22 protein-coding genes are annotated in these 25274 nt (G+C 66.6%); 4 read left to right on the plus strand and 18 right to left on the minus strand.

Annotated elements, in window-relative coordinates:
* Position 1: 1 nt before the first annotated feature.
* The 13 genes from HYV14_07550 to HYV14_07610 all read right to left on the minus strand — a co-directional run bounded on the left by HYV14_07550 (position 2) and on the right by HYV14_07610 (position 14325).
* Positions 2-628 carry a dephospho-CoA kinase gene (locus tag HYV14_07550; GenBank protein MBI2385852.1) on the minus strand — a complete coding sequence of 209 codons (627 nt, stop codon included), beginning with the start codon at positions 626-628 and terminating at the stop codon, positions 2-4.
* Entirely contained in the window at positions 625-1455 is an 831-nt protein-coding gene (locus tag HYV14_07555) for a rhomboid family intramembrane serine protease (GenBank protein MBI2385853.1), read from the minus strand. Before HYV14_07555 ends, HYV14_07550 begins: the two co-directional genes overlap by 4 nt.
* Positions 1452-4055 (minus strand): DNA polymerase I, encoded by a 2604-nt coding sequence (locus HYV14_07560; GenBank protein ID MBI2385854.1) that lies wholly within the window; start codon positions 4053-4055, stop codon positions 1452-1454. The genes HYV14_07555 and HYV14_07560 overlap by 4 nt, the downstream gene beginning before the upstream one ends.
* A gap of 45 nt (positions 4056-4100) precedes the next feature.
* On the minus strand, positions 4101-4427 hold the full coding sequence (gene trxA, locus HYV14_07565; protein ID MBI2385855.1) for a thioredoxin: 327 nt from the start codon (positions 4425-4427) through the stop codon (positions 4101-4103).
* A gap of 64 nt (positions 4428-4491) precedes the next feature.
* The gene (locus HYV14_07570; protein ID MBI2385856.1) at positions 4492-5697 is read right to left on the minus strand and encodes a hypothetical protein; all 1206 of its coding nucleotides are present in this window, start codon (positions 5695-5697) and stop codon (positions 4492-4494) included.
* Entirely contained in the window at positions 5694-7484 is a 1791-nt protein-coding gene (locus HYV14_07575; protein ID MBI2385857.1) for a hypothetical protein, read from the minus strand. Before HYV14_07575 ends, HYV14_07570 begins: the two co-directional genes overlap by 4 nt.
* Complete coding sequence (locus tag HYV14_07580) at positions 7466-8149, minus strand: glycosyltransferase family 2 protein (protein ID MBI2385858.1); 684 nt, start codon at positions 8147-8149, stop codon at positions 7466-7468. Before HYV14_07580 ends, HYV14_07575 begins: the two co-directional genes overlap by 19 nt.
* Complete coding sequence (locus HYV14_07585) at positions 8146-8544, minus strand: cupin domain-containing protein (GenBank protein MBI2385859.1); 399 nt, start codon at positions 8542-8544, stop codon at positions 8146-8148. Before HYV14_07585 ends, HYV14_07580 begins: the two co-directional genes overlap by 4 nt.
* Positions 8541-9767: a class I SAM-dependent methyltransferase gene (locus HYV14_07590; GenBank protein MBI2385860.1), complete on the minus strand. Its 1227-nt coding sequence runs from the start codon at positions 9765-9767 to the stop codon at positions 8541-8543. Before HYV14_07590 ends, HYV14_07585 begins: the two co-directional genes overlap by 4 nt.
* A gap of 78 nt (positions 9768-9845) precedes the next feature.
* The gene (locus HYV14_07595; GenBank protein MBI2385861.1) at positions 9846-10325 is read right to left on the minus strand and encodes a DUF4279 domain-containing protein; all 480 of its coding nucleotides are present in this window, start codon (positions 10323-10325) and stop codon (positions 9846-9848) included.
* Positions 10288-12816, minus strand: a complete 2529-nt coding sequence (locus tag HYV14_07600; GenBank protein MBI2385862.1) for a trypsin-like peptidase domain-containing protein — start codon at positions 12814-12816, stop codon at positions 10288-10290. The genes HYV14_07595 and HYV14_07600 overlap by 38 nt, the downstream gene beginning before the upstream one ends.
* Before the next feature lie 55 nt (positions 12817-12871).
* Positions 12872-13597, minus strand: coding sequence for a class I SAM-dependent methyltransferase (locus HYV14_07605; protein ID MBI2385863.1), 726 nt, complete (start codon positions 13595-13597; stop codon positions 12872-12874).
* Entirely contained in the window at positions 13591-14325 is a 735-nt protein-coding gene (locus tag HYV14_07610; GenBank protein ID MBI2385864.1) for an SDR family oxidoreductase, read from the minus strand. The genes HYV14_07605 and HYV14_07610 overlap by 7 nt, the downstream gene beginning before the upstream one ends.
* A 39-nt stretch (positions 14326-14364) precedes the next feature.
* On the opposite strand from HYV14_07610, the gene HYV14_07615 reads away from it, so the two are divergent.
* The 3 genes from HYV14_07615 to HYV14_07625 all read left to right on the plus strand — a co-directional run bounded on the left by HYV14_07615 (position 14365) and on the right by HYV14_07625 (position 16452).
* Positions 14365-15795 (plus strand): hypothetical protein, encoded by a 1431-nt coding sequence (locus HYV14_07615; GenBank protein MBI2385865.1) that lies wholly within the window; start codon positions 14365-14367, stop codon positions 15793-15795.
* Positions 15796-15896: 101 nt separating this feature from the next.
* Positions 15897-16172, plus strand: coding sequence for an AbrB/MazE/SpoVT family DNA-binding domain-containing protein (locus HYV14_07620; GenBank protein ID MBI2385866.1), 276 nt, complete (start codon positions 15897-15899; stop codon positions 16170-16172).
* Positions 16173-16176: 4 nt separating this feature from the next.
* Positions 16177-16452 carry a hypothetical protein gene (locus tag HYV14_07625; protein MBI2385867.1) on the plus strand — a complete coding sequence of 92 codons (276 nt, stop codon included), beginning with the start codon at positions 16177-16179 and terminating at the stop codon, positions 16450-16452.
* On the opposite strand, the gene HYV14_07630 is transcribed toward HYV14_07625, so the two are convergent.
* The 3 genes from HYV14_07630 to HYV14_07640 are packed head-to-tail and all read right to left on the minus strand — an operon-like array spanning position 16449 to position 19668.
* Positions 16449-17753, minus strand: a complete 1305-nt coding sequence (locus HYV14_07630) for a tetratricopeptide repeat protein (protein ID MBI2385868.1) — start codon at positions 17751-17753, stop codon at positions 16449-16451. The genes HYV14_07625 and HYV14_07630 overlap by 4 nt on opposite strands.
* Entirely contained in the window at positions 17750-18538 is a 789-nt protein-coding gene (locus HYV14_07635; GenBank protein MBI2385869.1) for a D-alanyl-D-alanine carboxypeptidase, read from the minus strand. The genes HYV14_07630 and HYV14_07635 overlap by 4 nt, the downstream gene beginning before the upstream one ends.
* Before the next feature lie 17 nt (positions 18539-18555).
* Positions 18556-19668 (minus strand): hypothetical protein, encoded by a 1113-nt coding sequence (locus HYV14_07640; GenBank protein MBI2385870.1) that lies wholly within the window; start codon positions 19666-19668, stop codon positions 18556-18558.
* A gap of 194 nt (positions 19669-19862) precedes the next feature.
* Between HYV14_07640 and HYV14_07645 the strand changes: the two genes are divergently transcribed.
* A complete protein-coding gene (locus HYV14_07645) occupies positions 19863-20918 on the plus strand; it encodes a class I fructose-bisphosphate aldolase (GenBank protein ID MBI2385871.1) in 1056 nt (351 codons plus the stop codon).
* A 113-nt stretch (positions 20919-21031) separates the two neighbouring features.
* Here HYV14_07645 and HYV14_07650 read toward each other — a convergent pair whose 3' ends face one another.
* Positions 21032-21427: a response regulator gene (locus HYV14_07650; protein MBI2385872.1), complete on the minus strand. Its 396-nt coding sequence runs from the start codon at positions 21425-21427 to the stop codon at positions 21032-21034.
* A 139-nt stretch (positions 21428-21566) separates the two neighbouring features.
* Positions 21567-24965, minus strand: a complete 3399-nt coding sequence (locus HYV14_07655) for a S8 family serine peptidase (GenBank protein MBI2385873.1) — start codon at positions 24963-24965, stop codon at positions 21567-21569.
* Positions 24966-25274 lie beyond the last annotated feature (309 nt).

Genomic DNA, 25274 nt, shown 5'->3' on the forward strand with positions numbered 1-25274 from the left:
TTTAGTCGTGGTTTCCATGGGGGAGTCCTCCAAGAAGGAGCGTCAAGCCTTCGTGGTAAGAATTGATTTCTGTGTTCAAATCCTCGATGTTTTTGTCGTTACGTATCGTGACATCGGCCAATTTCCGTTTCTGATCCAAGGGTGATTGGGCTTTGATTCGCAGCCGTGCTTCCTTCGAGCTCAAGCCATCCCGCTTGATGATCCGCTGGAGCTGTTTTTGAGGCTTGCACGAGATGAGCATCGTCGCGTCGAAGTCCTTCTGAAGGTTCTTTTCAAAGAGGAGCGGAGCATCCACGACGACGAGTCCTTCCAACTTACCGATGAGCCGTCTCATTTCTTTCAAGATCGACGGATGAGTCGCTCGTTCCAGGCCCGCTTTCGCGCGCTTGTCGCTGAAGATCACGCGCCCCAGGAGCGCGCGGTTGATCGACTTGTCGTCGTTCAGGATGCACGGCCCGAACGCCTTCACGATGGCCCTGTAGCCTTCCCGTCCCGGCTTGGCCTGCTCCTTCGCTATCTGATCGAGACACACCGTCGCGGCCCCGAGCCGCTCGAACGCCTTCAACGCGGACGATTTTCCCGTCCCGATGCCGCCGGTGAGCCCCACGACGAAGCGCTTCGGCTTCAAGAGAGCTTGTTCCGCTCCGAATAGCGATGCATGATCCCGCGTTCCTCGTCGGTGAGCGACTCCAGCCCGTCGGACAAGATCTTGTCGAGGATGCGATCCACCTCGGCCATGTCCGCGTCCGGCGAGGCGGCCTTCGGCTTGGCCGCGCGGCGCGGGACGGGGCGCGGGGCGGGGTCGTCCTCGGGCTCGGCGCTCCGCGCGCGGCGCCAGAGGGCCTTGAGCTGGATCTTGGCGACCCACCACCAGCGGATGTAGAGGTAGCCGGTGAGCATGCCGCCGAGGTGGGCGAAGCGCGCGACGCCGGGGGTGGAGCCGGTGGCGCCGGCGAAGAACTCGATGGCGCCGAACAGGAGCGCCATGTGCGCGGCCTTGATCGGGATCAGGAAGTAGAGGTAGACGACCGCGTCCGGGTACAGCATCGCGAAGGCCACGAGCAGGCCGTACACGGAGCCCGAGGCGCCGATGACCGGGATGCCGGAATGCGGGGACATCGCGAGGTGCGCGGCGGCCGCCCCGAGCCCGCACAGGAAGTAATACTTGAGGAAGTCCCGCTCCCCCCACTGGGCCTCGACGGGCATGCCGAACATCCAGAGCGCGAACAGGTTGAAGACCAGGTGCCAGAGGTTGCCGTGGAGGAAGAGGTAGGTGAGCGGCTGCCAGATCCAGCGGTGGAAGAGGACCTGCTGGGGCACCAGGCCGAACAGGTTGTGCAGGTCGGGCACCACGAGGCCGGCGACGAAGCCGACGACGTTGGCGATCATCAGGGCCCGGATCGCCGGAGGCAGGCTGCGGAAATCGACGGGATCGTGGCGGAATATGCGCGTCACTTGGCTTTCTCCATGTCCTGCCAGTTCGGCCCGATCTTGACCTCGGCGACGACGGGCACGCGCAGCGTGATCGCGGCCTCCATCACCTTCTTGACCCAGGCGCCGAACGCGGGAGCCTCGCTCTTCGCGCACTCGAAGACGAGCTCGTCGTGCACCTGCAGGAGCATGACCGCGTCCTTCTTGCCCTTCGCCAGCTCCTTGGCGATGTCGATCATCGCCAGCTTGATGATGTCGGCCGAGCCGCCCTGGATCGGCGTGTTGCGCGCGGCGCGCTCGGTGAACTGGCGCACGGCGGCGTTCTTCGCGGCCAGCTCCGGCAGCCAGCGCACGCGGCCGAGCAAGGTGCGCACGCAGCCGTCGGCCTTGGCCTGCGCCAGGTTCTTCTCCACCCAGGCGGACACGCCCGGGTAGCGCACGAGGTAGTTCTTGATGTAGGTCGAGGCTTCCTGCTGGGAGATGCCGAGCTGGTTGGAGAGGCCGAAGGCGGTCTGGCCGTAGACGATGCCGAAGTTGATGGCCTTGGCGGCGCGGCGCTGGTCGGTCGTCACGGCCTTGGGATCGAGGTGGAAGATCTCCGCGGCGGTGCGCAGGTGGATGTCCTCGCCCTCGGCGAAGGACTTCATGAGGGTCGCGTCCTGGGACTCGTGGGCGAGCACGCGCAGGTCGATCTGGGAGTAGTCGGCGGAGACGAGGACCTTGCCCTTCGGGGCGATGAACGCGCGCCGGATGCGGCGGCCGGCCTCGGTGCGGATCGGGATGTTCTGGAGGTTCGGGTCGAGGCTCGAGAGGCGGCCGGTCACGCTGCCGGTCTGGTCGAAGGTCGTGTGCACGCGGCTCGTCTGCATGCGCATGCGCTCGAGCAGGCCGCGGACGTAGGTGGACTCGAGCTTGGCGATCTCGCGGTACTCGAGGATCTTGCCGGGCAAGGCGTGCTGGGCGGCGAGCGACTGCAGGGTCTCCTCGTCCGTCGACCGTCCGCCGCCGGCGGTCTTGCGCAGGACGGGGAGATTGAGCTTGTCGAACAGGACTTCGCCCAGCTGCTTGGGCGACTGGGCGTTGAGGGGCGCGCCCGCGAGAGCGTCGATCTCTTTTTGAAGCGCGGCCAGGGCGAGGAGGAACTCCTTGGAGAGGCCGCGCAGATAGTCCGCGTCGGTCAGGATGCCGGCGCGCTCCATGCCGAGGAGAATGGAAGAGAGGGGCATCTCGACGTTCTGAAAAAGATCGTAGACCTTCGTCTCCTTCATCTTCGCGACGACGGCGTCGCGGCCCGAGCATTGGGCGGCGCGCGCGAGCACGGCGGCCTCGGGGTCGCCGTTCTTGGGATCGCGGGCGGACGTCGGGTCGATGCAGTACGCGGCGAGTTTATAGTCGAAATCGGGGCCGTTCAGGTCGACTCCAACGACGTCCAGCGCACGGCGCGTCCCTTTGAGATCCCAGCCGACTTTTAATGCATTACCCGCGAGCGAAGCGAGCGCGGCTTTCTCCTTGAGCTGGTGCTCGTCCAGAACGGCGACCTTGCCGTTCTCGAGGCCGAGGCCCGCGCGCACGCGCGACACGGACAGGAGCTCGCCTTCGCCGGCGGAGTCGGGGATGGCGATGGCGAGAACCGCCTTCGATTTGGCCAAATCCTTGGCGATCGACTTCAAATCGACTTTTTCAACGGCAATGGCAGGCGCGGATATCGGCCCCTTAACAGACGGCGCAGGCGAGGTCGGCATGCCTTCGGCGCGTGGCGGCAGGGGAGCGCCAAGATCCTTGGCCAAGGTTCGGAATTCGAATTTTTCGAGACCGGCGGCCAACGTTTTGGGGTCGGGATCTTTAACCTTGCAGTCTTCGACGCTCGCCTCGAGCGGCACTTTTTCATCCAAAGCGATCAAAGACAGCGCCAGATCCGCCGTTTTCTCCCCATCGATGAGCGCCTGCGTCAATTTAGGCGTGAGGGCCTTATCCCCTTTCTTCGCGGCCTCGATCGCGCCTTTCAGGCTTCCATACGTCTTGATCAGCTTCACCGCTCCCACGGGCCCCACGCCCTTGAGCCCCGGCACGTTGTCCGACGAATCCCCGACGATCGCCAGGTAATCGCGCACCGACTTGGCCATGATGCCGAATTTCTCCTCGATCTGGGCCTCGTCCATCCAGGCGTCCCTCGAGACGTTGAAGACCCTGATCCCCGGCCGCACGAGCTGCAGCGCGTCCTTATCTCCCGTCACCAGCACCGCGTCCCAACCCTCGGCGACGGCCTTGGCCGCCATGGTCGCCATGATGTCGTCGGCCTCATAGCCGACCTTCTCGATGCAGTGAAAACCCAGCGCCTCGGTGAGCGGCTTGGCCTGGCCGAGCTGGGTGATCAGGTCCCCGTCGATCTCCTTGCGCGTGGCCTTGTACAGCTCGTAGGCCTTGTGGCGGAAGGTGGCGCCCGGCGTGTCGAAGCAGACGGCGATGCCCTCGGGCTTGTCGCGCTTGAGGATCTGGATCAAGGTCCGCGCGAAGCCGTACAGCGCCCCCACCGGCTCGCCCTTGGAGTTCGTCAGGGGCGGCAAGGCGTGATAGGCCCTATGAAGGTAAGCGTGGGCGTCGATCAGGTAAAGACGGGGTTTCATCGACCGGAGGTCGGATAGAGGACGGCTGGAAGTCTTAAGGAACGGCTATGAAGCGAGAAGACCGTCGAGGAGCTTCTTGATGTCGGCCTTGGACTGCACGCCGACGCGCTGCTCGACCATCTTGCCGCCTTTGAAGAACAAAATCGTGGGGATGGCCGAGATGCGGAAGCGGCCGGGCGCGTTGGGATGCTCGTCGGTGTTGAGCTTGCCGACCTTGACCTTGCCCGCGTACTCCTTGGCGATCTCCTCGATGATGGGCGTCAGCATCCGGCACGGACCGCACCACGGAGCCCAGAAGTCGACCAGCACGGGCTGGGCGGACTCGAGAACTTCCTTGTCGAAGGTGTCGTCGGTGAGCTGGATTTCGGCCATCTGAGGGGTCTCCTGGGAGGGAACGAGGACTGCCTTCTCATGATAGCAGGACGACGGAACGGAGTCAAGCGCGCCGTCGTCGTCGCCGCAGCAGCTCCTCGCACCCGGCTCCGGCGAGCATCAGGACGATGATCATCAGCGGCACGCGGTAGCGGATCGGGGCCTGGCTGATCGAGAAGGACAAGGTCACGGAGACGAGCATCGGCGCGAAGAACCAGCGCACCCAGGCGTCGCGGCGCTCGATCCAGAGGCCGAACAAGGCCAGCGGGATGAGCCAGCCGTCGGACGCGAGGGCCGTCAGCGCGACGACGAGGTAGGAGTGCGTGTAGGCGCGGGCGTGCGGGACCAGGCGCCAGAGCTTGACGCCGTGCTCGGCCATCGACGCGAGGAACTCGAACGGATGCGCGAGGAGGTAGGCCTTGGACGCGGCCATGAACGCCTTGTGCACGGGAATCTCCCCCTGGAGCGCGGCGATCCTCATGAAGGTCGCGTCGGACGTGAGGAGGCGGTTCTGCTCCTCGGTGCCGAGCGCCTCGTAGGGGACGGTCATGCCGATGTAGATCTCCGCGCCGACGTTGGAGGAGAACGGGATCACCTCGCGGAACACGAGCCAGTTGCGCCCGGCCCAGGCGCCGATCATGAGGACGAGGGGCAGAGCGAAGGCCGCGGCGCGCTTGAGCCTCAGTCCGGGCGTTCCCGTGACGAACAGGGCCAGGACCGACCAGAAGCAGGCGACGGCCCAGGCGCCGTTGGCGAGACAAAGCCATCCCGCCAAAAACCCCGCCCCGAGAGCCGCCCAGGGGCCTTTCCAGCGGACGAGGACATAGAGGAGCAGGACGAGCAGGAACGCCAGGAAGTCCTCCCGGAAGAAATAGCCGGCGTAGTAGATGAAGTAGGGGTACAAGACGCAGGCCCAGAAGGAAAAGCGTCCGACGAACGGGGAGAACAGCCTCGCCGCGAGACCGTAGAGTATCCCCGCGGTCAGCGTCGACAGCAACACCTGGGCGAGGAAGACGTACATCCGGTGCGTCGTGAAGATCTTGTAGATCAACGCGACGAAGAGGATGTACCCCGGCTCGCGCCGCGCGGTCGGCACGCCCCCGGGCGGGTCGCTGTACACGCCGGAGGCCAGCAGGCCGCGGGCGATCGGCTCGTACTCGTACTTGCCGGTCGGCGTCGGCTGGACGTCCTTATGATAGGCGTGGAGGGTGAAGCCCAGGCGCAGGACCAGCGCCAGCAGCAGGCCGATCGTCAGCTCGCGCCGGCTCATGGGCCTTTCCCCTTCAGGGCGTAGATCTCGACGAGAGGGTTCGCCGTCGTCGAGCTCGGGTCGAGCGCGATCCACGGGAAGAGGCGGGCGCGCGGGAACACGGCGCGGCGCTCGTAGCGGCTCAGGACGGGGGCCAGGGCCGGGCGGTCGTCGTAATCGGGGACGGTCAAGGCCAGCCAGCGCGGCAGCTGGGCCTCGGGCAAGGACGCGGCGAGCCCGGGCTCGATGAACTTCAGCCGGTAGCGGTCGTAGCGGAAGAAGGGGCTGTTCGACGGCTGGGGATAGCGGAGGAGGCCGATCTGGGCGCCTTCCGGCACGTTCTTCTCGATCCACTCCCCGGAGAGGAAATGATTGGAACGGGCGCCTTCGCCGAGGGAGAAATTGTACGCGTAGGAGAAGCCCTGGCACGCGAGGCCGGCCAGGACGATCGCCGCGGTCGCCGTGCCGAAGCGGCCCGCGGGGCCTTTCAGCGCGCGCAGCTCGGCCAGCAGGCGCCCCGCGAGCAGGGACCCGACCGCGAGCCACCCGATGAAGTAGCGCGCCTGGCGCGTCGCGAGCACGCCGCCGACGGTCGCCGTGGAGGCCAGCGCCAGCAGGAAGGCGAAGGCGCAAAGAAGGAGCACCGGCTCGCGGCGGCCCTTGAGCAAGGCCAGCGCGGCGCCGCCCAGCATCAAGGTCAGGACCGGAGCCGTGACCGAGCGGAGCAGAGCGTTCGTCGCGAACAGCCACACGTGGGAGGGGTTCATGGCGCTGAAGCCGCTGAGCACCTTCATCTCCGCCGTCGCCTCGCCGAGATTGGTCAGCCAGTACGGGCTGACGAGGAAGAACACGCCCACGGCGCACAGTCCCGCGGCGAGCAGGCCCGCGATCTCGCCGCGCGGCGGGCGCGGCCTCCCGTCCGGCGCGTGAAGGCCGGCCAGGCGCATCGCCCCCGCCGCCCCGACGACGAGGCAGGCGGGCCAGGCGCCGAGGAAGGACGCCGTCGCCAGGCCCGCGACGGTCCCCGCCGCCGCATAGTCCTTGAGGGACCCGCGCGCGAGCACCGCGGCGCAGCGGTCCACCGTCCACAGCGCGAGGAAGGCCCAGAAGGTGTGCGTCTTGAGGACGTGGGCCTGAACCACGGCCGCCGGCGTCATCAGGAAGAGCGCCGCGGCCAGGACTCCGGCCTCGCCGCCCCCGGCGTGGCGCCGGCCCAGGCGCAGGAGCATCAGGCCGCAGCCGACGAACGCCGCGACCGAGAGGAGGCGGCCGGCGAGGTACATCCCGCCCATGTCCGCGGGGTTGGCCAGGTAATGGAGCAGGGAGCTCTTCAGCGTGACCAGCCCCGTCGCCGCGCCGAGCGCCAGCGCCGCGCCCACCGAGTAGATGTGCAGGGCGCCGTAGGTGAACAGGTGCGGGTTGAACTGCAGCCGCCTCGGCTTCATGCGCGACAGGGCGAGCAGGATGGTCTGCTCGTCCTCGTGCTCGGAACGGAGGTAGAACGAGCGGTAGGAGTTCAGCAGCTCCTTGGGCGGGGTCTTCCACCCCGCGGGAGTCTCGACGATCCCGGTGAAGGTGCCGAACGACTTCGGGTTGACCATCAGGTTCTCGCCCAGGCTCGCGTGCATCGCGGACCACGAGCTCGCCAGCTCCTGATGGAAGGCGGGGCCGTCGAGCCCCGGCGGCAGCACGCGCCCCAGGCGCTCCGGGCCGGGCAGCCCCCAGCGGATGCCCCAGAGGCCGAGCGCCAGCCCCAGCAGGACGACGCCGGCGGCCGGCGCCTTGCGGCCTATTTGAACCGTCGCCACAGCTTGTAGAGCGTCTCCAGGTAGCTCATGCCGAACTTGAAGATGCGGGCCTTCGACTCGCCCTGCTCGCGCGGGACGTACAGGTAGGGGATCTCCAGGACCTTCTTGCCGCTCCCCCACAGGAAGACGATGATCTCGGCGACGACGTCGTAATACGGGCCCTCGCTCTCGACCGCCTGGACGTCCGCGGCCTTGTAGAGGCGGAAGCCGCCGGAGATGTCGGTGAGCGGGCAGACGAGCACGGTGCGGTAGACCGCGTTGAGGATCCGGCTGAGCAGGCGCCGGCCCCACGGACGGGTGTCCCCCGCCCCGGGCAGGTAGCGGGAGCCCATGACCACGGAGTAGTCCTCGCGCTTCGCCCAGAAGGTCCCGAACAGGCTCTTGGGGTGGGAGGAGTCCGCGTCGAGGGCGAGGATGTACTTCCCCCGCGACAGGGCGATGCCCTCGCGGTAGGCGTTGCCGTAGCCGGGCTTGCTCTGGCGCACCACGCGCACGCCCGCCTTCTTCGCGATCTCGACCGTGCCGTCGGTGGAGCCGCCGTCGACGATGAGCACCTCGTAGTTCGGCTCGATGGGCTCGATCGCGGGCCCGAGCTGGCTCAGGAACTCGCCGAGCGCGCCCGACTCGTTGAGCGTCAACGTCAGGATCGTCAGCTCCGGAGTCATTTCCGGGAGGCTTTCTTGGGCTCGATCAGCGGCTCGGCGAGACGGAAGGTGTCCTTCTCGTAGTCGCGGCCGTGGCGCAGGCCGTGCGCCAGCGCGAGGAAGGTCGCGTCGGTCAGCGCCTCGGTCGCGTGCGCCTCGTCGGGCGGGCTGACGGCCAGGTCGCCGGGCTTCAGGATCACCGTCGTCGTGCCGCCCTTCTTCCCGCGCGAGACGTACTTCACGCGGCCGGACAGCACGTAGGTGTACTGGATCGTCTTCTTGTGGAAGTGGTTCGCCCGGACCGCGCCTTTCTTGTTGGTGATGATCGTGACGGCGTTCAGCGGGACCCCGTCCAGGATGTCGGTGATCGCCCCGCGCGCATCGACGAAGGCCGGCTTGCGGCGGAAGAGCTTCATGGCTTGGTGATCCTCGGGCGCGGGATGGGGATGATGAAGCGGCCGCCTTTCTTCACGTACTCCTTCAGGTTGGCCATGATCTCGGGCGCGAAGTTCCAGGCGAGCAGCAAAGCGTAGTCTGGCTTGCGCCGGAGCAGCTCGGAGTCGGGCAGGATCGGGATGTGGGAGCCCGGCGTGAACCGGCCGATCTTGAGCGTCGACTTCTCGGTGACGAAGTCGAGGGTCTCGGAGCCGATCTTGGAATAATTGAGGAGGGTCATGCCCTTCGCGGGCGCCGACACGGCGACGATGCTCTTCCCCTTGTGCTTGAGGTCGCGCAGCAGCCAGAGCAGGTCCGCCCGGTTCTTCTCCACGTCGGCGGCGAATTTGCGCAGGACCTTCTCGGAGTGCAGCCCGGCCTTGGCCTCGCCCTTCAGGGTCTGCCCGACGCGGGCCTCGACGCGGTGTTTGCCGGGGCGCCCGACGAACACCCGGAAGGAGCCGCCGTGGATGTTCTGCTTCTCGACGTCGAAGACCTCGAGGCCGTGCTTCTTGAAGAACGGGATCATCGGCTTCAGCGACAGGTACGAGAGGTGCTCGTGGTAGATCGTGTCGTACTCGAGGTTCTCGACCAAGGTCTGGAAGTGCGGCGCCTCCATGATGAAGACGCCCTCAGGCGTCAGGAGGACGTCGAGCGCCTTGACGAAATCGACGAGGTCGTTGACGTGCGCGAAGCAGTTCGACGCGGTGACCACCGACGCCTTGCCGTGCTCGCCGCGGATCTTGGCCGCGAGGTCGGCGCTGAACAGCTCGTTGAGGGTCGGGATGCCGTTCTTCTCGGCGATGCGGACGATGTTCGCCGCCGGGTCGATGCCGAGGATGCGCGTCCCGTTGGCCTTGAAGTTGCCGAGGAGCACGCCGACGTTGCTGCCCACGTCGATGACGAGGTCCTTGCCGCCCAGGCCGAAGCGCCGGACGGTCTGCTCCGCGAACCGGGCGAAATGCTCCCGCCCGGTGCGCGTCGTGGACGCCTCATAGGGATAATCGTGGCGGTACAGGATCTCGGGGGAGACGACGTAGCCGAGCTGGCTCAGCCCGCAGGCCCGGCACATCCAGACGTCGAGCGGGTAATACGCCCGCGGGTAGCGCAGCTGCTCCTTGCGCAGGAATTCGTCGGCCGGGGGCATGAAGCCCAGATCGAGGAACTGGTACAGGTTCTCGCTGCGGCACATGCGGCAAATCATGGTGGATTAAAAATACCTTTTTTAGCGAAGCTTTTAGCGCCCCGCACTTACGTTAACGGAACGCTCCCGACAGCGACGTCATGGTTTTCCAGTGACCATCCGCACTTCAGGACCGTAGACATCAAAACTCAAGTCGATCCCATGATCCGCAAGGCGACGCATAATCAGCGATGGCAAGACGTCTCCGCCATTGGCATCAAAGAACCAGCCGATGAAGAATTCGACGTTACCTCCATCCTGACGGATCTTGGCGACGGCACCGGCGATCGGATCGAACAATCGAAGGCCCACTTCGATGGCGCCGCTCAGAGAATCGCCCTCGTAGTCCAAATCCTTACACCAATATGTATTAGGGTTTGTACCTTTGAGTTTTTGTCCTGTGGGGGTTTTGCGCTCCTCGCCGACCGTGCGGCTAATGTCAGGCTCGCAATTTAAAAGTTTTGTGATAGCCGCATGATCCCATTTCGGGTGTTTTATGCGAACGGAGATAACAACTCTATTCATTCGATTATGTCCATGGTCATTTACGATGATGCGTGAGGTTTTCCCAGGGCCCATGGTTGACCGCCTGCCCATCACCATCGGTGCTTATTACTTCGCCCTCCGGTAAAATACCAACCCAATCCTTGGGTCCTGCTTCGATTCGTTTTTTGATTCCGTGAACTTGCGGGCGCGTTAAGCCGGCCCGGTCGATCGGCTTGGTGCCCGTAGGGGCGTCATCCGGCCGAGACTCAACCGCCGGTTTGCCGCGATCCTCATCAGGAGAATTGTCCTCAGATTCGGGTGCCGGCACTTCGTCCTTGTTGGAGAAATTCTTAAGATCGGGTTTCCCGCCGGATTTGCTATCGCATCGATAGCGATTGCCAGACGATAGCGCCGTAGGAATCCCACCCTCGGGACAAGGCCGCTCAAGTACAACTATTGGGGTGCTATCTTTGAGGCCCTCAATCGAAGCCCCGAGAGTCACCCGATCTCCCTTGATCTCAAGTTCGGTTGTGTCCGCTTCTGGGAGAGTCCTGTCGATGCCGGGTGTGTCGCTGCCCGCGCTCCCGAGTTCGGGATGCTTTTCCTCCTCGCCGTCGAGCGCGGACATTTGATCCGCCTGCCTCTCTTTCAACATCCCGATCTTATCGCCCTTGGCCACTTTGCGCCGCACGCGCCCGGCCGTCTTCAGTCCGCGACGGCGCCGAATCTCATCCTCAAGAGAATCGAAAGTCGTTACGCGCGCGTCCTCGAGCGCCATGCAGGTGGCGCTCGCGACGCCAGAGCCGTCCGTCTTTGCGCCGGAGCATCTGATCTTTCCGCCGGGAGCGCCGGTAAACGACACGCCGCGCCCCGCGATACTGCCCTCCTTTCCTTTGAACGTGATCGTCGCGACAGCTTGGAATTCTTCGCCTTGGGCCAAGGTCGATTTCAAAAGGCTTAGCTTTATTGAACTCGGCTTCAACGGGTCCGGCGGGGGCTTCGGCGCCGCTGGAACGGGAGCAGGGTGCGCTTTGCGCCCGGTTGAGGGGCGATCGTCGATTAGCTTATGCTCTTTCTTCGGAGCGGACTGGAGAAGCTTTCCTAGCTTCCCAAGCATCGACCAAAGATTGGGACCGTCATAGGGAGCATTGCTGGAGGGACTGCTGTAACTCGGCGCCGCCCTGGGCAACTCGCATCCGCGCGGATCGGCGCAGACGCCCTTCGGAATTCGAACGTACATGGAGCTAAAGCTAGCTTCAATCGGACCATCGTTTTCCCTGGGGATGAAGGCGGCGGAGGCGGTCAGCAGGGAACCGGTGCCTGACTCCGGAGCGACGGGAGCCTCGGGCAATTCCACAGTCTCGTTTTTGATCCAGTCTTTGATCGACGCGAGCCCGTAGGCCGAACCTTGGCCGCCGATGATCCCTGTCAATCGCCCAAGTCCATCGAAAAGAGGGCCGCCCGCCTGCGAGCCATCGACCACGGCGTCGGTGATGATCAGCGCGCCGTCCGGCCGGGCCAAGCCGCGCGTCACCGACCAAGGACCGCCCTGGATCGGATGACCGACGGCATAAGTGACGCGCTCCCCCTGTTCGAAGACCTCCGGAAGAACCAGAGGTGTCACGTCCGGCGAAGACTGAATGGACAGCAGCGAGAGAACGGGGCCGCGCCGGAGGTAGCCGGCGGATAGATGCTTGCCGGATTTCGTGATCAGGTCGGGAGCTTCGTAGGGATTCTCCGTGAACCGGCCGGAGACGAGCACGCCGGTCCGGCCTTCCACGAGCAGGACCGTGCCGGCGCCTTTCTCATTGCCCGAGACGACCTCGACGACCGCTTGCGTCTGCTCGGACAGGTCCGGACCATTCCACTTGAGCGCCGCTTGCGCCCCGGCCAGCTCGTCATAGATCTTGGCGCGGCGGCAAAACGCTTCGGCGCGCGGAGCTCCTAAAAAGGTTCGGTCGCCCAGCCGAAGCGACAAGGCCCGGGCCTCGGCCAATGTTTTGAGGTAGCCTAGGGCCGTCCATTCTCGGACGGAAGCGGCAATAAGTCCCCCCGGGGCCTCATTGGCCTTCGCGCGCTTGAGCTCGGCCTTCAGCCACAGGGCCAATTCCCCGGTTTGCGGGTCGGCGAAGAGGCCGTCGGATGCACGCAGCAAACCGAGACGATGCGCTCGGGCGCAGGCTTCACCCTCGGGATAGCGCAGCGCTTGCGTGTCGTCGAGAAGGGCGAGCGCGCGATAGACGCGATTGAGGGTTTGAGCGCGGTCGCCCGGATTGGGAATCAGTCCCTGGGGCGAGGTGTAATCGACGAGCAGCTTGGAGTCGCCGTCGTGATTCGCCGCGTCCCGGAATGACTCGTAGGCAAGGGCGATCGCCGCAAGCCGGGCGCCCAACTTGGATAGGTCGGCCGCGTCAAGTTCCCCCTCGGGAGCGGGTTCGCCCGCGGCCTCATGGGAATTCGAGGCGGCCGGGTCGGTGACCTCCGGAGCGGATTCCGCGTTCGCCAGGACCAATCCGACCGGATTGGCGGCCGAAACATCGCTCGCAAGTACGCAAACGAGCGCCAATGCGAGGGAATACCTCATCGCCGAAGGGTAGCCCCTAACCCCGAATCGGTCAAGTGACCGGTGGGCCTCACCTTCATGGGCTGGACGGGCTCACCACGACGTGGGGTTTCGCGGCTTTTCGCGCTCTAAGGTAAATACTTCGGCCGAAGCTCCGACCAACCATAGGGTCCACAACGTAGGTGAACGGGAATATCACGTTGTCGTAAAAAGTCATCGATCCGGGCGTGATGTTCCCGTCGCCCCACTTGAGCAGCTTGTAGATGCCGAAGGCGATAAAACCGACTGCGTCGACGTTAAACACTTCCTCCACTTCGAATCCCGCCGTTCTGACCTTTTCTAAGAGGTCCGCGCGGTCATATCGCCGAAAGTGATGCACCAGCGCATCCAGGTGTCCGTATAAAATCTGCGCCGCAGGAAGGTAAAGGTTGAGTATGCCGCCGGGTTTCAATTTCGCGTACAGGTCCCGCAAGGTTCCCCTGTCGTTCTCTATATGTTCAAGGACGTTCACGCTCACGATCCCGTCGTACTGGCCCGGGAGATCTTCCAGTTTCCCGGCCACCGTCCGGGCCAGAGGCTTCAAGGCGTCATAAAACTGCGGCTCGTTCTCGACGCAATCGATCAATTTCCCCTTCTGTTTGAACCTCTCCAGGAAGTCCCCGAGCCCGGGCCCGAACTCGAGCAGCTCCCCGTCCATCTTCAGCCCCCGGCAGATCAGGTTGAAAACATAGTTGTTGTACTTGACCAACGACCGGGTCGCGATCAAGTGGCTGGTGCCCTTGTACTCCGCCTTCTCTAGCACAGCATCTTCCCCGCGGGATCCAGCCGCAGGACCGCGCCGGTCGGCAGCGCGCAGTCGTCGAGCGCGAGCGTCACGAACGCCTGCGCCGCGACGGCCGGGCTCTTGATCGTCCTCGGGTCCTCGTCCGGCGCCGCCGCGGCCCGCATCGCCGTCGCCGTCGGCCCCGGGCTCAGCGTGTAGAACCGCAGCCCGAGCGCGCGCGTCTCGTCGGCCCACACCTGGGTCAGCCCCTCGAGCCCGAACTTGCTCGCGGCGTACGGACCCCAGCCGGCCGTCCCCTTGCGTCCCTGGCCCGACGACACGTTGATCACCACGCCGCGCTCCCGCTTGAGCATCGAGGCGCGCAGGACCTCGCGCGTCATGAGGAACGGGCCGGTCAGGTTCGCCGCGATCGTCGCCCGCCAGTCGCCGGCGGAGACCTTCTCGAGCGCCCCCCGCGGGCCCAGGAGGCCGGCGTTGTTGACCAGGACGTCGATCCGCCCGAACTCCTTGACCACGGCCGCGATGAACTCCGCGACCTGCCCCTCGTCCGTCACGTCGCAGCTCTCCGCGACGACCTTGGCCCCGAGCGCCCGCAATTCGGCCGCGACGGCCCCCAGGTTCGCGGCGTTCCGGCCGCAGATCGCGACCTGGGCGCCTTCCTTGGCGAAGGCGATCGCGGCGGCCTTGCCGATGCCCTGGCCGCCGCCGGTGATGAGAACCGTCCTCTCGCGGAGGCGTCCGTTCATGGCGGCATTATAATAGATTTCTGATACCATAGCCCCCGCATGAAGAAGATGTCGTGGACCGACGGTCAGGCGACGGCGGCGGTGTTCTTCGCCGTCCTCTTCCTGAACCTGTCGATCCGGTCGCTGTTCTACAACTTCGACGGCGTCGCCTGCGCCATCGCCGTGGAATTGTCGGACTTCAAGCATCTCGTCCATGGCAACCACTTGGCGTACGGCGTCGTGGGCTGGTGCTTCGATCGCCTCTGGCGTTTTCTCGGGTATCAAGGCCAATCGGTGCTCGTTCTCCAGGTCCTCGACTCCGTTCTCGGCGCCGCAGGCGCCGCCGTCTTCTCGTCTCTTCTCCGCCGCATGGGGCGCGGCGAACGTGAATCCGTCCTCGCCGCCGCCGCGCTCGCCGTCTGCCACGCCTGGTGGTTCTGGAGCCTCGAAGCCCAGGTCTACATGCTGGGTTCGCTGTTCGCCGTCTTGGCGGCCCGAGAAGCGCTGTCCGATCATCCACGGCCGGGCCTGGTCGGCGTTTGGCACGCGGGCGCGATCCTGGGCCATGTCGGGCATGTGATGGCGCTGCCCGCGTTGTTGTTCGTCCTCGCGCGAAAAAAGGGCCCGCGCGAGGCGTTCCCTTATTTGAGTTCTCTCTTCGTTGCCGTAGCCGTTCCCTATATCTGCGCCGGCCTCTTTGCCGTAAAGCCGCAGAACATGAACGAATTGAGGCTCTGGCTCCTGGGAAGCGCCGCCCTCACGACGGACCGCTCGTTCCTGTGGCATTCCATACCTTTGTCCGCCGCGATCCCTTCCTGGCTCGGGATGTCCCTGCGCATCTTCACCGAGTTCGTCGGCCTCCAGGTCTTCGCTTGGTCCGCCGGCGTCGTCCTCGCCGTCCTTCCCGTCCTCGCCGCCGCGCGCGGCGCCGTCGACCGGTCCCGCGAGGCGCTGTTCTGGCTTCTGTGGCTGGCGGGCTACGCCGTTCTGTTCATCGCTTGGGAGCCGTACACCATCGTCTATCGCGTCAGCGACCTGATCGCGCTCTGGGCCCTGGCGACCCTCGGCCTGAAGGCGCTTCCCGCGCGGGCGCGCCTCGGCGCGCTGGCCGCCTGGACGGCCGCCGCCTTCGCCTTCAACCTCGCCTACGTCGTGCGCCCCGCCGCGGACCCCGCGAACAACCCCGACCTCGTCGAGGCCGAGTGGACGAGGACGAGCGCGCCGCCCGAGGCTTGGGTCCTGGCGAACGGCCGCGGCGCCGTGTACATCCCTTATTTCGCCGGCCGCCGCCCGGTGAACCTGCGCTACTTCACCGACGAGAAGGCCCTGCACGCGAAGCTCGACGAGCTGGCGAAGGCGGGGCAGGTCGTCTACGTCAGCGGCCGCACGCTCGAGGAGGAAGGCCTGCGCGCCAAGCTCGAGCGCTACGGCCTCGAGCCCGCCGCCGCGTCCGGGAACCTCACGATGCACCTCGTCCAACGCTTCAAGTAGGGAACTTTTCCCGCCTCTCGATCGTAAGATAGTATGGAGACATTAGGCCTTGACGGCGTCTATTTCTCATATTATACTAATATATGAATATAGGAGATAATATGAGCAAACTTGTCGCAGTGTCCCCCATCGGGAAGAACGGGCAGACGGTGGTTCCCGCGAAGATCCGGCGTCTCTTCAAGCTTGAGCCCGGCAAGGGCATGGTCGGCTTCTACCTCAACGCCGGGCACATCGAGCTGGCTCCCATATCCGTGCTCCGCGAAACAAGCGAATACACGGAAGCCGAGCTGGATAAGGTCGAAAAGCTCGGCCGCGCGCGCGGGGGCAAAAGATTCAAGAGCGCCCGCTCCGCCGCCGCCCACCTGAAAACGTTGTAGAACCATGCGCGTCTCCTTCGCCCCGGCGTACTTGAAGCAGTTGAAGAAACTCGACCCCCAGGTGAAGGAAGACGCAAAGGAGGCGACCGGGAAGGTCATGGACTTCTATGAATTCGGGAACAAGCCGCCGGGCCTCGGCGTCAAGCGCTTGCGCGGGGACATATGGGAAGCGCGCGCGGGCCTGAAGATTCGGATTCTGTACTCGCTTTCCGGGGATGAACTGCGATTCATTCTCGCGGGGACCCACGACGACGTTCGAAAATTCCTTTCCCGAGTCTAGTCCCCGCCCGACTCCCACTCGAGGAGGCGCTTGTTGACGCCGGCCCTGGTGTAATCGGGGCGGAGCCGCAGCGCGGCCCGGTACTGCTCCAGGGCCTCCTCGCGGCGCCCGGCTTCCTGATAGGCGAGACCGAGGTTGTTGCGCGCGCGGGCGTTGTCCGGCGCCTCGCGCACGCTCGCCTCCCACAGGCGGATCTCGCTGCGGTAGTCGAGCTGACGCGCGACGCTCGCGGCGGCGAAGGCCGCCAGGAGCAGCCCGGCGGCGGCGCGGGCGCGAAGCGGCGTCATCGCGCGGGACGCGGCGGCGGCCAGGGCCAGGAACGGGCCCCAGCACGCGAGATAGAGCTGGCGGTCGTTGGCCGGGTCGAGGCGCGGGACGAGCGAGTTCGTCGGGGCGAGCTGGAGGAAGAACCACAGGATCCCGAAGCCGAGCTCCGGCCGGCGGCGCAGGCTCGCCAGCCCGAGCCCGGCGAGCGCGGCGAGGCCCGCCGCCTGGGCAGCGAGCGCCGGGGTCCAGGCGCGCAGCTCGGGGAGGCCGGGATCGATGTTGAAGCCACGCAGGGTGATCAGCCGTTCGATTAGGTACCACACGCCGTTGAGCTGGGTGAGGAGGTTTTCCGTCAGCCCCCGCTGAGTGAAGCCGTAGCCGAGCAGGTCGCGATAGCGCGCGCTCAGGAGCATCGCGGCCAGCCCGGCCGCCGCGGCCAGCCACGCCGGCGACTGGCAGCGCGAGAGCTTCCCGTCGAACAGGAGCAAGGCGGCGGGCAAGGTGAGCGCGGTCTCCTTCACCGAGAGCGCGAGGACGAACAGCGCCGCCGCCGCGCCGGTGGCGCCCCGCAGATACAGCAGCGCCGCGCCGAGATAGAAGCTCGCCATGAGCGACGACGAACGCCCGCAGATGTAGGTCACCGCCTCGGTCTGGGCCGGGTGCAGCGCGAACAGCAGCGCCGCGGCCAGGGCCGGCCCCGCCGCCTTCTCCTCGCCGAGCCAGCGCGCGCACAGTCTGCGGCCGATCGCGTAGACCAGCGCGGCGTTGAGCGCGTGGACCGCGATGTTGAACGCGTGGAAGCCGGCCGGCCCGGGGCCGAGCGCCCAGTTCAGCGCGTAGCTCGCCTTGAGCAGGGGACGCACGCCGCCGGCCAGGGCCGCGAGCAGCGCCGAGGCGGAATGGACCGCCGGCTCGTGGACGATGACGTTGTAGTCGTCGAACTGGAACGCCCCGCCCAAAGACGGGAGATGGACGGCGGCGGCGGCCAGCGCGGCGGCCGCCGTGCGGCGGCGCTCGTCCGCCGCGCCGGTCACGGCGCGTCCGCGGCGAAGGCGCGGTCGAGCAGGGCGTCGCCGCCCCACCAGCGGTCCCGCGCGCGCAGCAGCACCATCAGGACTCGGACGCCGTCCCTCTCCGCCAGCGCCGCCAGGCAGGTGCCCGCGCCCGGCGTGGTCCCGGTCTTCAGGCCGACCGCGCCGGGGTAGCGGCCGATCAGGGCGTTGGTGTTGTCGAAGGTGAACTCCCTCCCCCCCTCCGTGCGGACCGTCGCGCGCTCTAGCCTCGCGGCGGCCAGGTACTCCGGCTTCTTCGCGACCTGGCCGGCCAGCGCCGCGATGTCGGCGGCCGTCGAGTACTGCCCGTCGGCGTCGTGGCCGCAGGCGTTGGCGAAGCGCGTGTCCTTCAGGCCGAGCGCTTCGGCGCGCGCGTTCATCGCCGCGACGAACTTCGCCTCCGTTCCGCGGCGGACGTCCGCGAGCGCCCGGCAGGCGTCGTTGGCCGAGCGCACGATGGCCGCGGTCAGCAGGTCGCGGGCTTTCACGCGGTCGCCTTCGCGCAGGCCCAGTCGCGTGCCCGTCTCCCGAGCCGCCGCCCGGCTCACCGTCACCGTCTCGTCGAGCCGCCCCTCTTCGATCACGAGCAAAGCCGTCATCATCTTGGCCAGGCTCGCGGGCTGGACGCGCTTGCCGGCGTTGCCGCTCCACAGGACCTTCCCGTCGCGCTCGACGACGTAGGCGGCCGCGGCCTTCGGGAAGGCGTTCCGGGCCGCGGACGCGGGGGCGGCCGCGGCGAGGCCGAGCGCCAGCGTCAGCGTGACCATGCCGCGGCCCGTCCCGTCTAGCGGCCGAACAGGCCCTTGAGCGCGTCGACGGCGGCGCCCTTGGCGGCCTTCTTCGCCTCGTCCTTGGCCTGCTGCTTGGCTTCCTTGGGCGTCGGGGCCGGCTCGTCCGCCTTCTCAGCCGCCTCGTCTCCCTCGAGACCGGCGCCGGCGACGGCCTTGCAGAACTTGAACCACTTCTTCTCGACGCGCCGCGGATCGCCTTCCTTGACCGTGTAGCTGCGGCCCACGCAATGCTTCTTGGCCAGGGGCTTCGCCTCCGCGGGGCAGTGCGCGCCGACGAACTCGTAGGACTCGTCCTTGCTGGCGCCCTTGCACAACTTCTTGCGCAGGTCGTCGTGGCTCACGCCGCACATGCGCGCCGCGGCCTCGCCATGGGAGCGGCCGGCCTTGAGGAAGCCTTCCTCCGTCTGGTAGCGCTTGCAGAGCTCCTCGGCCTTGGCCGTGCACTCCTCGGCGACCTTGGGCTGCTGCTTGGTGTAGGTCTCCAGCATCGACTTGCAGCTCGCGTCCTTCTTCTTATAGCAGTGTCCCCACATGCCGAGGCTGTCGGGATCCATCTTCTCGACGGCCTTGGCGCAGCCCTTGAGCTGGTCGCGCTCGGACCTGCGGCTCATCTCCTGGTACTCGGCCTGCGCGCCCTCGGCCTGGGCCTTGATCTTCTCGACCTTCGCGGTCTGCTCCGCGCGCGCCTTCTTGGCGTCGCATGGCCCGAGCCGCTTGCCGGCGAGCCTCATCGTCATCTCGCCGTGCTCGGGGTCCTTCATGCGCATCGTTCCCTTATACTCGGTGCGCGCCTTGTTGTAGGCGAACTCCATCTTGCCGGAGCGCCCCTCCTTGCACTTCACGGTCATCGACACGCTCGCGGGCGTCTGCTTGAGGTCCGAGATCTCGCAGTCCTTCATCTCCTTGTCCTTGGAGACGTTCTCGCGCTCGTCCTCACCGCGGCACACCGTGGCGGTCCGCGCGCCCATCATCCCCGCGGGCATGTCGGGCATCTCCATCCGGGAGGTCACCTCCCACAGATGGCCGTCCTCCGCCGCGGACGACGCGCGGGCGGCGAGCAAGGAGGCGAGAACGACGGCGGCGACGGCGAAATGGTTGTTCCTCACGGTTGGCTTCTCCTGGTCCGGCAGAGGTGTGCGAACACGCCCAACATTAGCAAACCCGGGTCGGAGGAGCCACACCGGACGCCGCGCCCGCTCCCCCTCAGGCTCATTCGTTGCATATGACCGGGATTGTCCCCCGCTCGGGGCCATTTCGTATAATAGTGACCGCTTTCCGGACCAAAGGAGACTCGCCAACCATGACCACCAACATCGAAGCCCTGCTCGGAGCCGACGCCAAGCTCCTCGAGCACAAGTGCACCGCCATCCCCAAGGAGACGATCCACCTCCCGGGCCCGGACTCCGTCGACCGTCTCTTCGCCCTCTCCGACCGTCCCACCCCGGTGCTCAAGAGCCTGCAGTCCCTGTACGACCACGGCCGCCTCTCGGGGACCGGCTACGTCTCCATCCTCCCCGTCGACCAGGGCATCGAGCACTCGGCCGCGGCCTCGTTCGCGCCGAACCCGATCTACTTCGACCCGGAGAACATCGTCAAGCTCGCGATCGAAGGCGGCGCCAACGGCGTGGCCTCCACGCTCGGCGTCTTGGGGATGACGGCCCGCAAGTACGCCCACAAGATCCCGTACATCCTGAAGTTCAACCACAGCGAGCTGCTGAGCTACCCGAACACCTTCGACCAGACCATGTACGGCAGCATGAAGCAGGCCTACGACATGGGCTGCGTGGCCGTCGGCGCTACGGTGTACTTCGGCTCGGCGGAGTCCCGCCGCCAGATCTGGGAGGTCTCCCAGGCGTTCGAGGCCGCGCATTCGCTCGGCATGGCCACCATCCTGTGGTGCTACGTGCGCAACAACGCGTTCAAGACCGCCGAGAAGGACTACCACGTGTCGGCCGACCTCACGGGCCAGGCCAACCACCTCGGCGTCACCATCCAGGCGGACATCATCAAGCAGAAGCTGCCCGAGAACAACGGCGGCTACAACGCGATCAAGGGCTTCGGCAAGACGAGCAAGCTGGTCTACGAGAAGCTGACGACCGACAACCCCATCGACCTGACCCGCTGGCAGGTGGCCAACTGCTACATGGGCCGGGCGGGCCTGATCAACTCGGGCGGCGCCTCCTCGGGCGCCAGCGACCTCGCCGAGGCCGTGAAGACCGCCGTCATCAACAAGCGCGCCGGCGGCATGGGCCTCATCTCCGGCCGCAAGGCGTTCCAGCGCCCGATGAAGGACGGGATCGGCATCCTCAACGCGATCCAGGACGTGTACCTCGACAAGAAGGTCACGATCGCTTAATACCGAACCGACTGTTTCCGGAAACAGTCGCCGCGACTCGCACCGGTGCGAGTCCAAAATAGAAGAGGCCCGGGCGGGGAACCCCGCCCGGGCCTTCTCATTCGAACACCGGGCTAGTGGTGCTTGCCGTGTCCGTTGAGCACCAGCTCGATCTCGCCCCAGAGCTTCTCGACGGTGATCGGCTTGGGCAGGAACTGCTCGGCGCCCGCCATCAGGCCCTCGACGCGGTCGCGCGGATCGGCGTACTGCGTGGAGGCCGAGACGAAGATGACCGGAGTGTCCTTCTGGTTGTCGAGGCGCTTGACCTTGCGGCACAGGTCGAAGCCGTGCACGTCGGGCAGCTGGACGTCCATGATGATGACCGAGGGCTGGCTCTGGCGCAGGGCCTTGATGGCCTCGTCGCCGGTGCGGGCGCCGGTCACTTCGATGCCCTTCAACGACATGACGTCGATGAAGGTCTCGCGAAAATGATCATCGTCTTCGACTATGAACATCGCTGAGGAAGTCATGGCACGATCTCCGTTAAGGTTTGGGCGCGGCGCCGGTCGCATTTAGAATCGAGCGCTCGGCCGTGCCGGCGGCACGGCGAGCCGGAGTCTCGACGGCGGACTCCATCGCCTTCAAACGAAATGATGTCTCCATGTCCTCTTATCGCTTCGGCGCCCGGCCGTTGACGCGCTCCCACCAGCGGCCGAAAGCGCCCTTGGACCGGTAGGCGATGCCGGGATGATCGGCCTCCATGGCCGCGAGGGCGGCGGCGACGGACTTGCGCTCCTGCAGGGCGCGCGAGAACTCGCCGGAGTCGATCATGACGCCGTACTTCCAGGACCCCGACATCGCGATGAAGCCGTCGAGCTCGCTCAGCCGCGACTTCATCGCCCGGTAGGAAGAGACGTCCCGCGCGGGCGTTGAAAAGACAGACTTCAGCTTTTTGTACGCGGCGTCCACGTTCATGAAGCCCTCGCCCTCGGCGTCGGGGCTCTGGCCGGTCTTCTCGAGGGTGGACATGACCGCGTTGACGACGGCGTCGAGCTTGGGCCCGATCTCGGTCGCGCCGAACATCATCGCCAGCAGCGCGATCGCGCCGGCCACGCCCGGGGTGGACATCGAGGTCCCGGAGATGGCCTTCACGGGCCCCTTCTCGCCGTCCACGCGGTCGGCGTCGCCGAGCGCCGAGGGCCACGCGCCCTCGATGTTGTAGCCGACGGCCGTCAGGTCGGGTCGATGGTCTTTATAGGACGGATCTTTGGAGGTCTTCGGCGAGCCCGGCCCGCGGGACGAGAAATAAGCGATCTTTTTGTCGCGGCCTGCGGCCGCGACAGAAACGACGCGGATCGCGCCGGTCGTCGGGTCCTTGTAGGTCACGATGGCGGGCGCGCCGATCGTGTTCTTCCCCGAGCCGGCGTTGCCGGCGGCGAAGACCATGATGTGCCCTTCCTGGGCCAGCTTCTTGACGAGCTGGGCGTCGGGGCCGTTCGGGTCGCCCTCGTCGTCGCCCCACGAGTTGGAGATGACGAGGTTGCCGTCGTTGCCGGCCTGGGTCAGCGCCTTGAGGATGTCGTCGAGGGTCGCGCCGCCGTTGAGGAAGGTCTTGTAGTGCGTCGTGTTGCGCGACCACGGGGCCATGTGCAGGACGGTCGAGTGTACCCACGAGCCGTGGCCGATGTCGTCCACGTTCTCGCCGGAGGTCATGTTCTTGACCTCCTTGACGCGCTTGAGCAGCGGATGCGACGTGTCCGCGCCGGAGTCGATGACGCCGAACTTGGGCTGGGGCGCCTCGGTCTTGAAGACCTTGGCCCACAGGCCGGACCAGAAGCCGAGGACCGGCTTGCCCCACATCTTCTCCGCTTCGGCCTGGCCGAGGTCGGCCTTCACGATCCTGAGGTTCTCGTCCATCGTGACCGCGTTGCGCGCGCCCGGGTCCATGTCCTCGGGGGAGACGGGCACGGGGCGGATGATCTTGCGCTCGGCGTTCGGGTACACGGCGAAGCCGCGCGCCGCCATCGACTTCATGAACTCGGCGGCGGAGGCGCCGTCCACGCGGATCGTGGCGGCGTTGATGCGCGCGTAGGTGGCGAGCGGGGTCGCCTTGTAGGGCTCGAGGACGAACGCGTCGAGGCCGGCGGTCTCGAGCTGGGCCAGCATCGCCTGCTGCAGGCGCGTGTACTGCTCGACGCCGGAGGGCAGGTTCACGTCCACGTTGGAGATGTGGGAGTCGTGGAGCTTGGTCTTCTTGTCGCCGAACATCACGATCAGGTCGACGGGGGCGTTGCCGCCGTTGGACGCGGCGCCGGTCTTCGACGGACCGGAGGGTCCGGGCGCCGCGGCTTCCTGAGCCGCGGCCCGACCCGCCTTCTGTCCGGCGCCGATCTGGCCGACCGCGAGGCCGAGGGCCGCCACGGCGGGCAGGAACGCGCTCGCCATCTGCACGCCGGTCACGGCCATCACGCCGCCGATCATGAGCTTGGCGACCAGCATCGCCGCGCCGGCGATCGCGCCGCCGGCGACCATGAAGATCACCAGCATCGGCAGGAGCATGCCCATCGGCCCGAGGCGGTCCATCACGTTGTCCATCGCCGCGCGGGCCTTATAAGGGAGGACGGCCTTGAGCATGTGGCTGCCGTCCAGGGGCGGCATCGGGATCAGGTTGAAGATCGCGAGGAGGACGTTCAGGAACACGAACATGCCGAGCGTCGCGATGACCGCCGTGCCGAGGCCCGCGGCCACGGCGCCGGTGACGGCGAGGGCGCCGGCGGCGGCCAGGCCCATGTTGACCGCGGGGCCCGCGAGGGCCACGAGCGCCATGTCCTTGACCGGGTTCTTGAAGTAGCGGGGCTCGACCGGCACGGGGCGGGCGCCGCCGAAGATCATGCCGGCGAACAGGAAGGTGGCGGCCGGGATCAGCAAAGTCCAGACGGGATCGATGTGCGTCATCCAATGACGGGGATTGAAGGAAGCGCGGTTCTGCAGGCGGGCCGTCGGGTCGCCGAGCTTGTCGGCCATGCGCGCGTGGCCGATCTCATGAAGAATGAGCGAAGCGATGATCATCGGGAACATCGCGATCGAGCCGAAGGACAGCCCCGCGACGGCCGCCGCGGCGCCGCCGAGCAGGCCCACGCCGAACAGGCCGAACAGGCCGCTGTTGCCGCCGCGGTCGCTCTGGTCGGGGTCGGAGCGGTCGTCGGGCCCGCCCTCGCCGCCGGTGCGGCGCGGGTTGCCGAGCTCGTCGACGCCGCCGTCGCGCGAGGGTCTGCCGTTCTCGTCGAGGCCCTGGTCGGGCATCCCCTTGCCGCTTTCCTTCTTCGCGGACCGCAGGGAGACCGTCGCCCGGTCGCCGATCGCGAAGGCGTTCAGGCGGCCCGAGCGCAGCGCGCCGAAGAGGCCGTCGCCGCCGCCGCGCCCGTCCTGGTCGGGGTCGGAGCGGTCGTCGGGCCCGCCCTCGCCGCCGGTGCGGCGCGGGTTGCCGAGCTCGTCGACGCCGCCGTCGCGCGAGGGTTTGCCGTTCTCGTCGACGTCCTGGTCGGGCATGCCCTTGCTCGAGTCCTTCTTCTTCGCGAAGGCGCCGTCGAACTGGAGCGCGGCCTCGGCGGCCTGCGTCTCCGCGGACTTGGAATCGGCGGCGGGGCCGGACACGACGGTGTGGAGGGAGGAGACGGCCGCGGCGATCACGGACTTCGCGGGCGCGGCGATCGCGCCCTGAACCGCCTTCGCCGCGGCGACGGGAGAGGCGGCCTTCGGCGCGACGGGCGTCCTCGCGGCGGCCGGCGCGGCGGGAACGGCGGCGTTCGGCAGCGCGGACGGGACGATCGAGGGCGCGGAGAGGGCCGAGGACAGGTTCAGGCTGGTCGCAGCGAGAGCGGGGATCGCGGAGACGCCGTTCGCGCGGCCGAGGCTCGCGCCGGAGACGCCGGACACGCCGGCGGAGGCGGAGCCGTTCGCGGCGGCGCCGATGGTCTGCGCGGCGGCGTGGTAGGCGCTCGAGCCCGGGGAGACCACGACGAGGGCGAGCGAGAGTGCGAGGGCGATCACGGAGCGAAAGCGCTTCATCGGAAGTCTCCTGTATCTGCTGATTCGATTATAACGCCCGATCCGCGTTCTTAGGCGGGTCATAGGTCCCAACGGGGCTCAGGCATTGGTCCCAACGGGCGAGAGGCCATAGGACTCCAAAGGTGGGTCTGAGGCCGTCCGGAGGGCCTACCGCCGGATCAGTCCTTTAGTGCGACCCCGAATTGCGACGATAATTACGCGCGTTTCCAAGGATGGCGACAGGGGCTTTCCCGTCGGAGAGCGGAATATTCGATTGCGTATCCGTGGATTTCACCTTCGGCGCTGCAAGTGAAATGAATGAATACGCAA

This window comes from Elusimicrobiota bacterium (assembly GCA_016182905.1).
GTDB lineage: Bacteria > Elusimicrobiota > Elusimicrobia > UBA1565 > UBA9628 > GWA2-66-18.

Excerpts from the sequence above, each read along its gene's own strand:
- HYV14_07560 (MBI2385854.1), bottom strand. The coding sequence starts at position 4,055 with ATGAAACCCCGTCTTTACCTGATCGACGCCCACGCTTACCTTCATAGG.
- trxA (MBI2385855.1), bottom strand. The coding sequence starts at position 4,427 with ATGGCCGAAATCCAGCTCACCGACGACACCTTCGACAAGGAAGTTCTC.
- HYV14_07570 (MBI2385856.1), bottom strand. The coding sequence starts at position 5,697 with ATGAGCCGGCGCGAGCTGACGATCGGCCTGCTGCTGGCGCTGGTCCTG.
- HYV14_07580 (MBI2385858.1), bottom strand. The coding sequence starts at position 8,149 with ATGACTCCGGAGCTGACGATCCTGACGTTGACGCTCAACGAGTCGGGC.
- HYV14_07585 (MBI2385859.1), bottom strand. The coding sequence starts at position 8,544 with ATGAAGCTCTTCCGCCGCAAGCCGGCCTTCGTCGATGCGCGCGGGGCG.
- HYV14_07590 (MBI2385860.1), bottom strand. The coding sequence starts at position 9,767 with ATGATTTGCCGCATGTGCCGCAGCGAGAACCTGTACCAGTTCCTCGAT.
- HYV14_07595 (MBI2385861.1), bottom strand. The coding sequence starts at position 10,325 with ATGGGCCCTGGGAAAACCTCACGCATCATCGTAAATGACCATGGACAT.
- HYV14_07600 (MBI2385862.1), bottom strand. The coding sequence starts at position 12,816 with ATGAGGTATTCCCTCGCATTGGCGCTCGTTTGCGTACTTGCGAGCGAT.
- HYV14_07610 (MBI2385864.1), bottom strand. The coding sequence starts at position 14,325 with ATGAACGGACGCCTCCGCGAGAGGACGGTTCTCATCACCGGCGGCGGC.
- HYV14_07615 (MBI2385865.1), top strand. The coding sequence starts at position 14,365 with ATGAAGAAGATGTCGTGGACCGACGGTCAGGCGACGGCGGCGGTGTTC.
- HYV14_07620 (MBI2385866.1), top strand. The coding sequence starts at position 15,897 with ATGAGCAAACTTGTCGCAGTGTCCCCCATCGGGAAGAACGGGCAGACG.
- HYV14_07625 (MBI2385867.1), top strand. The coding sequence starts at position 16,177 with ATGCGCGTCTCCTTCGCCCCGGCGTACTTGAAGCAGTTGAAGAAACTC.
- HYV14_07635 (MBI2385869.1), bottom strand. The coding sequence starts at position 18,538 with ATGGTCACGCTGACGCTGGCGCTCGGCCTCGCCGCGGCCGCCCCCGCG.
- HYV14_07645 (MBI2385871.1), top strand. The coding sequence starts at position 19,863 with ATGACCACCAACATCGAAGCCCTGCTCGGAGCCGACGCCAAGCTCCTC.
- HYV14_07650 (MBI2385872.1), bottom strand. The coding sequence starts at position 21,427 with ATGACTTCCTCAGCGATGTTCATAGTCGAAGACGATGATCATTTTCGC.
- HYV14_07655 (MBI2385873.1), bottom strand. The coding sequence starts at position 24,965 with ATGAAGCGCTTTCGCTCCGTGATCGCCCTCGCACTCTCGCTCGCCCTC.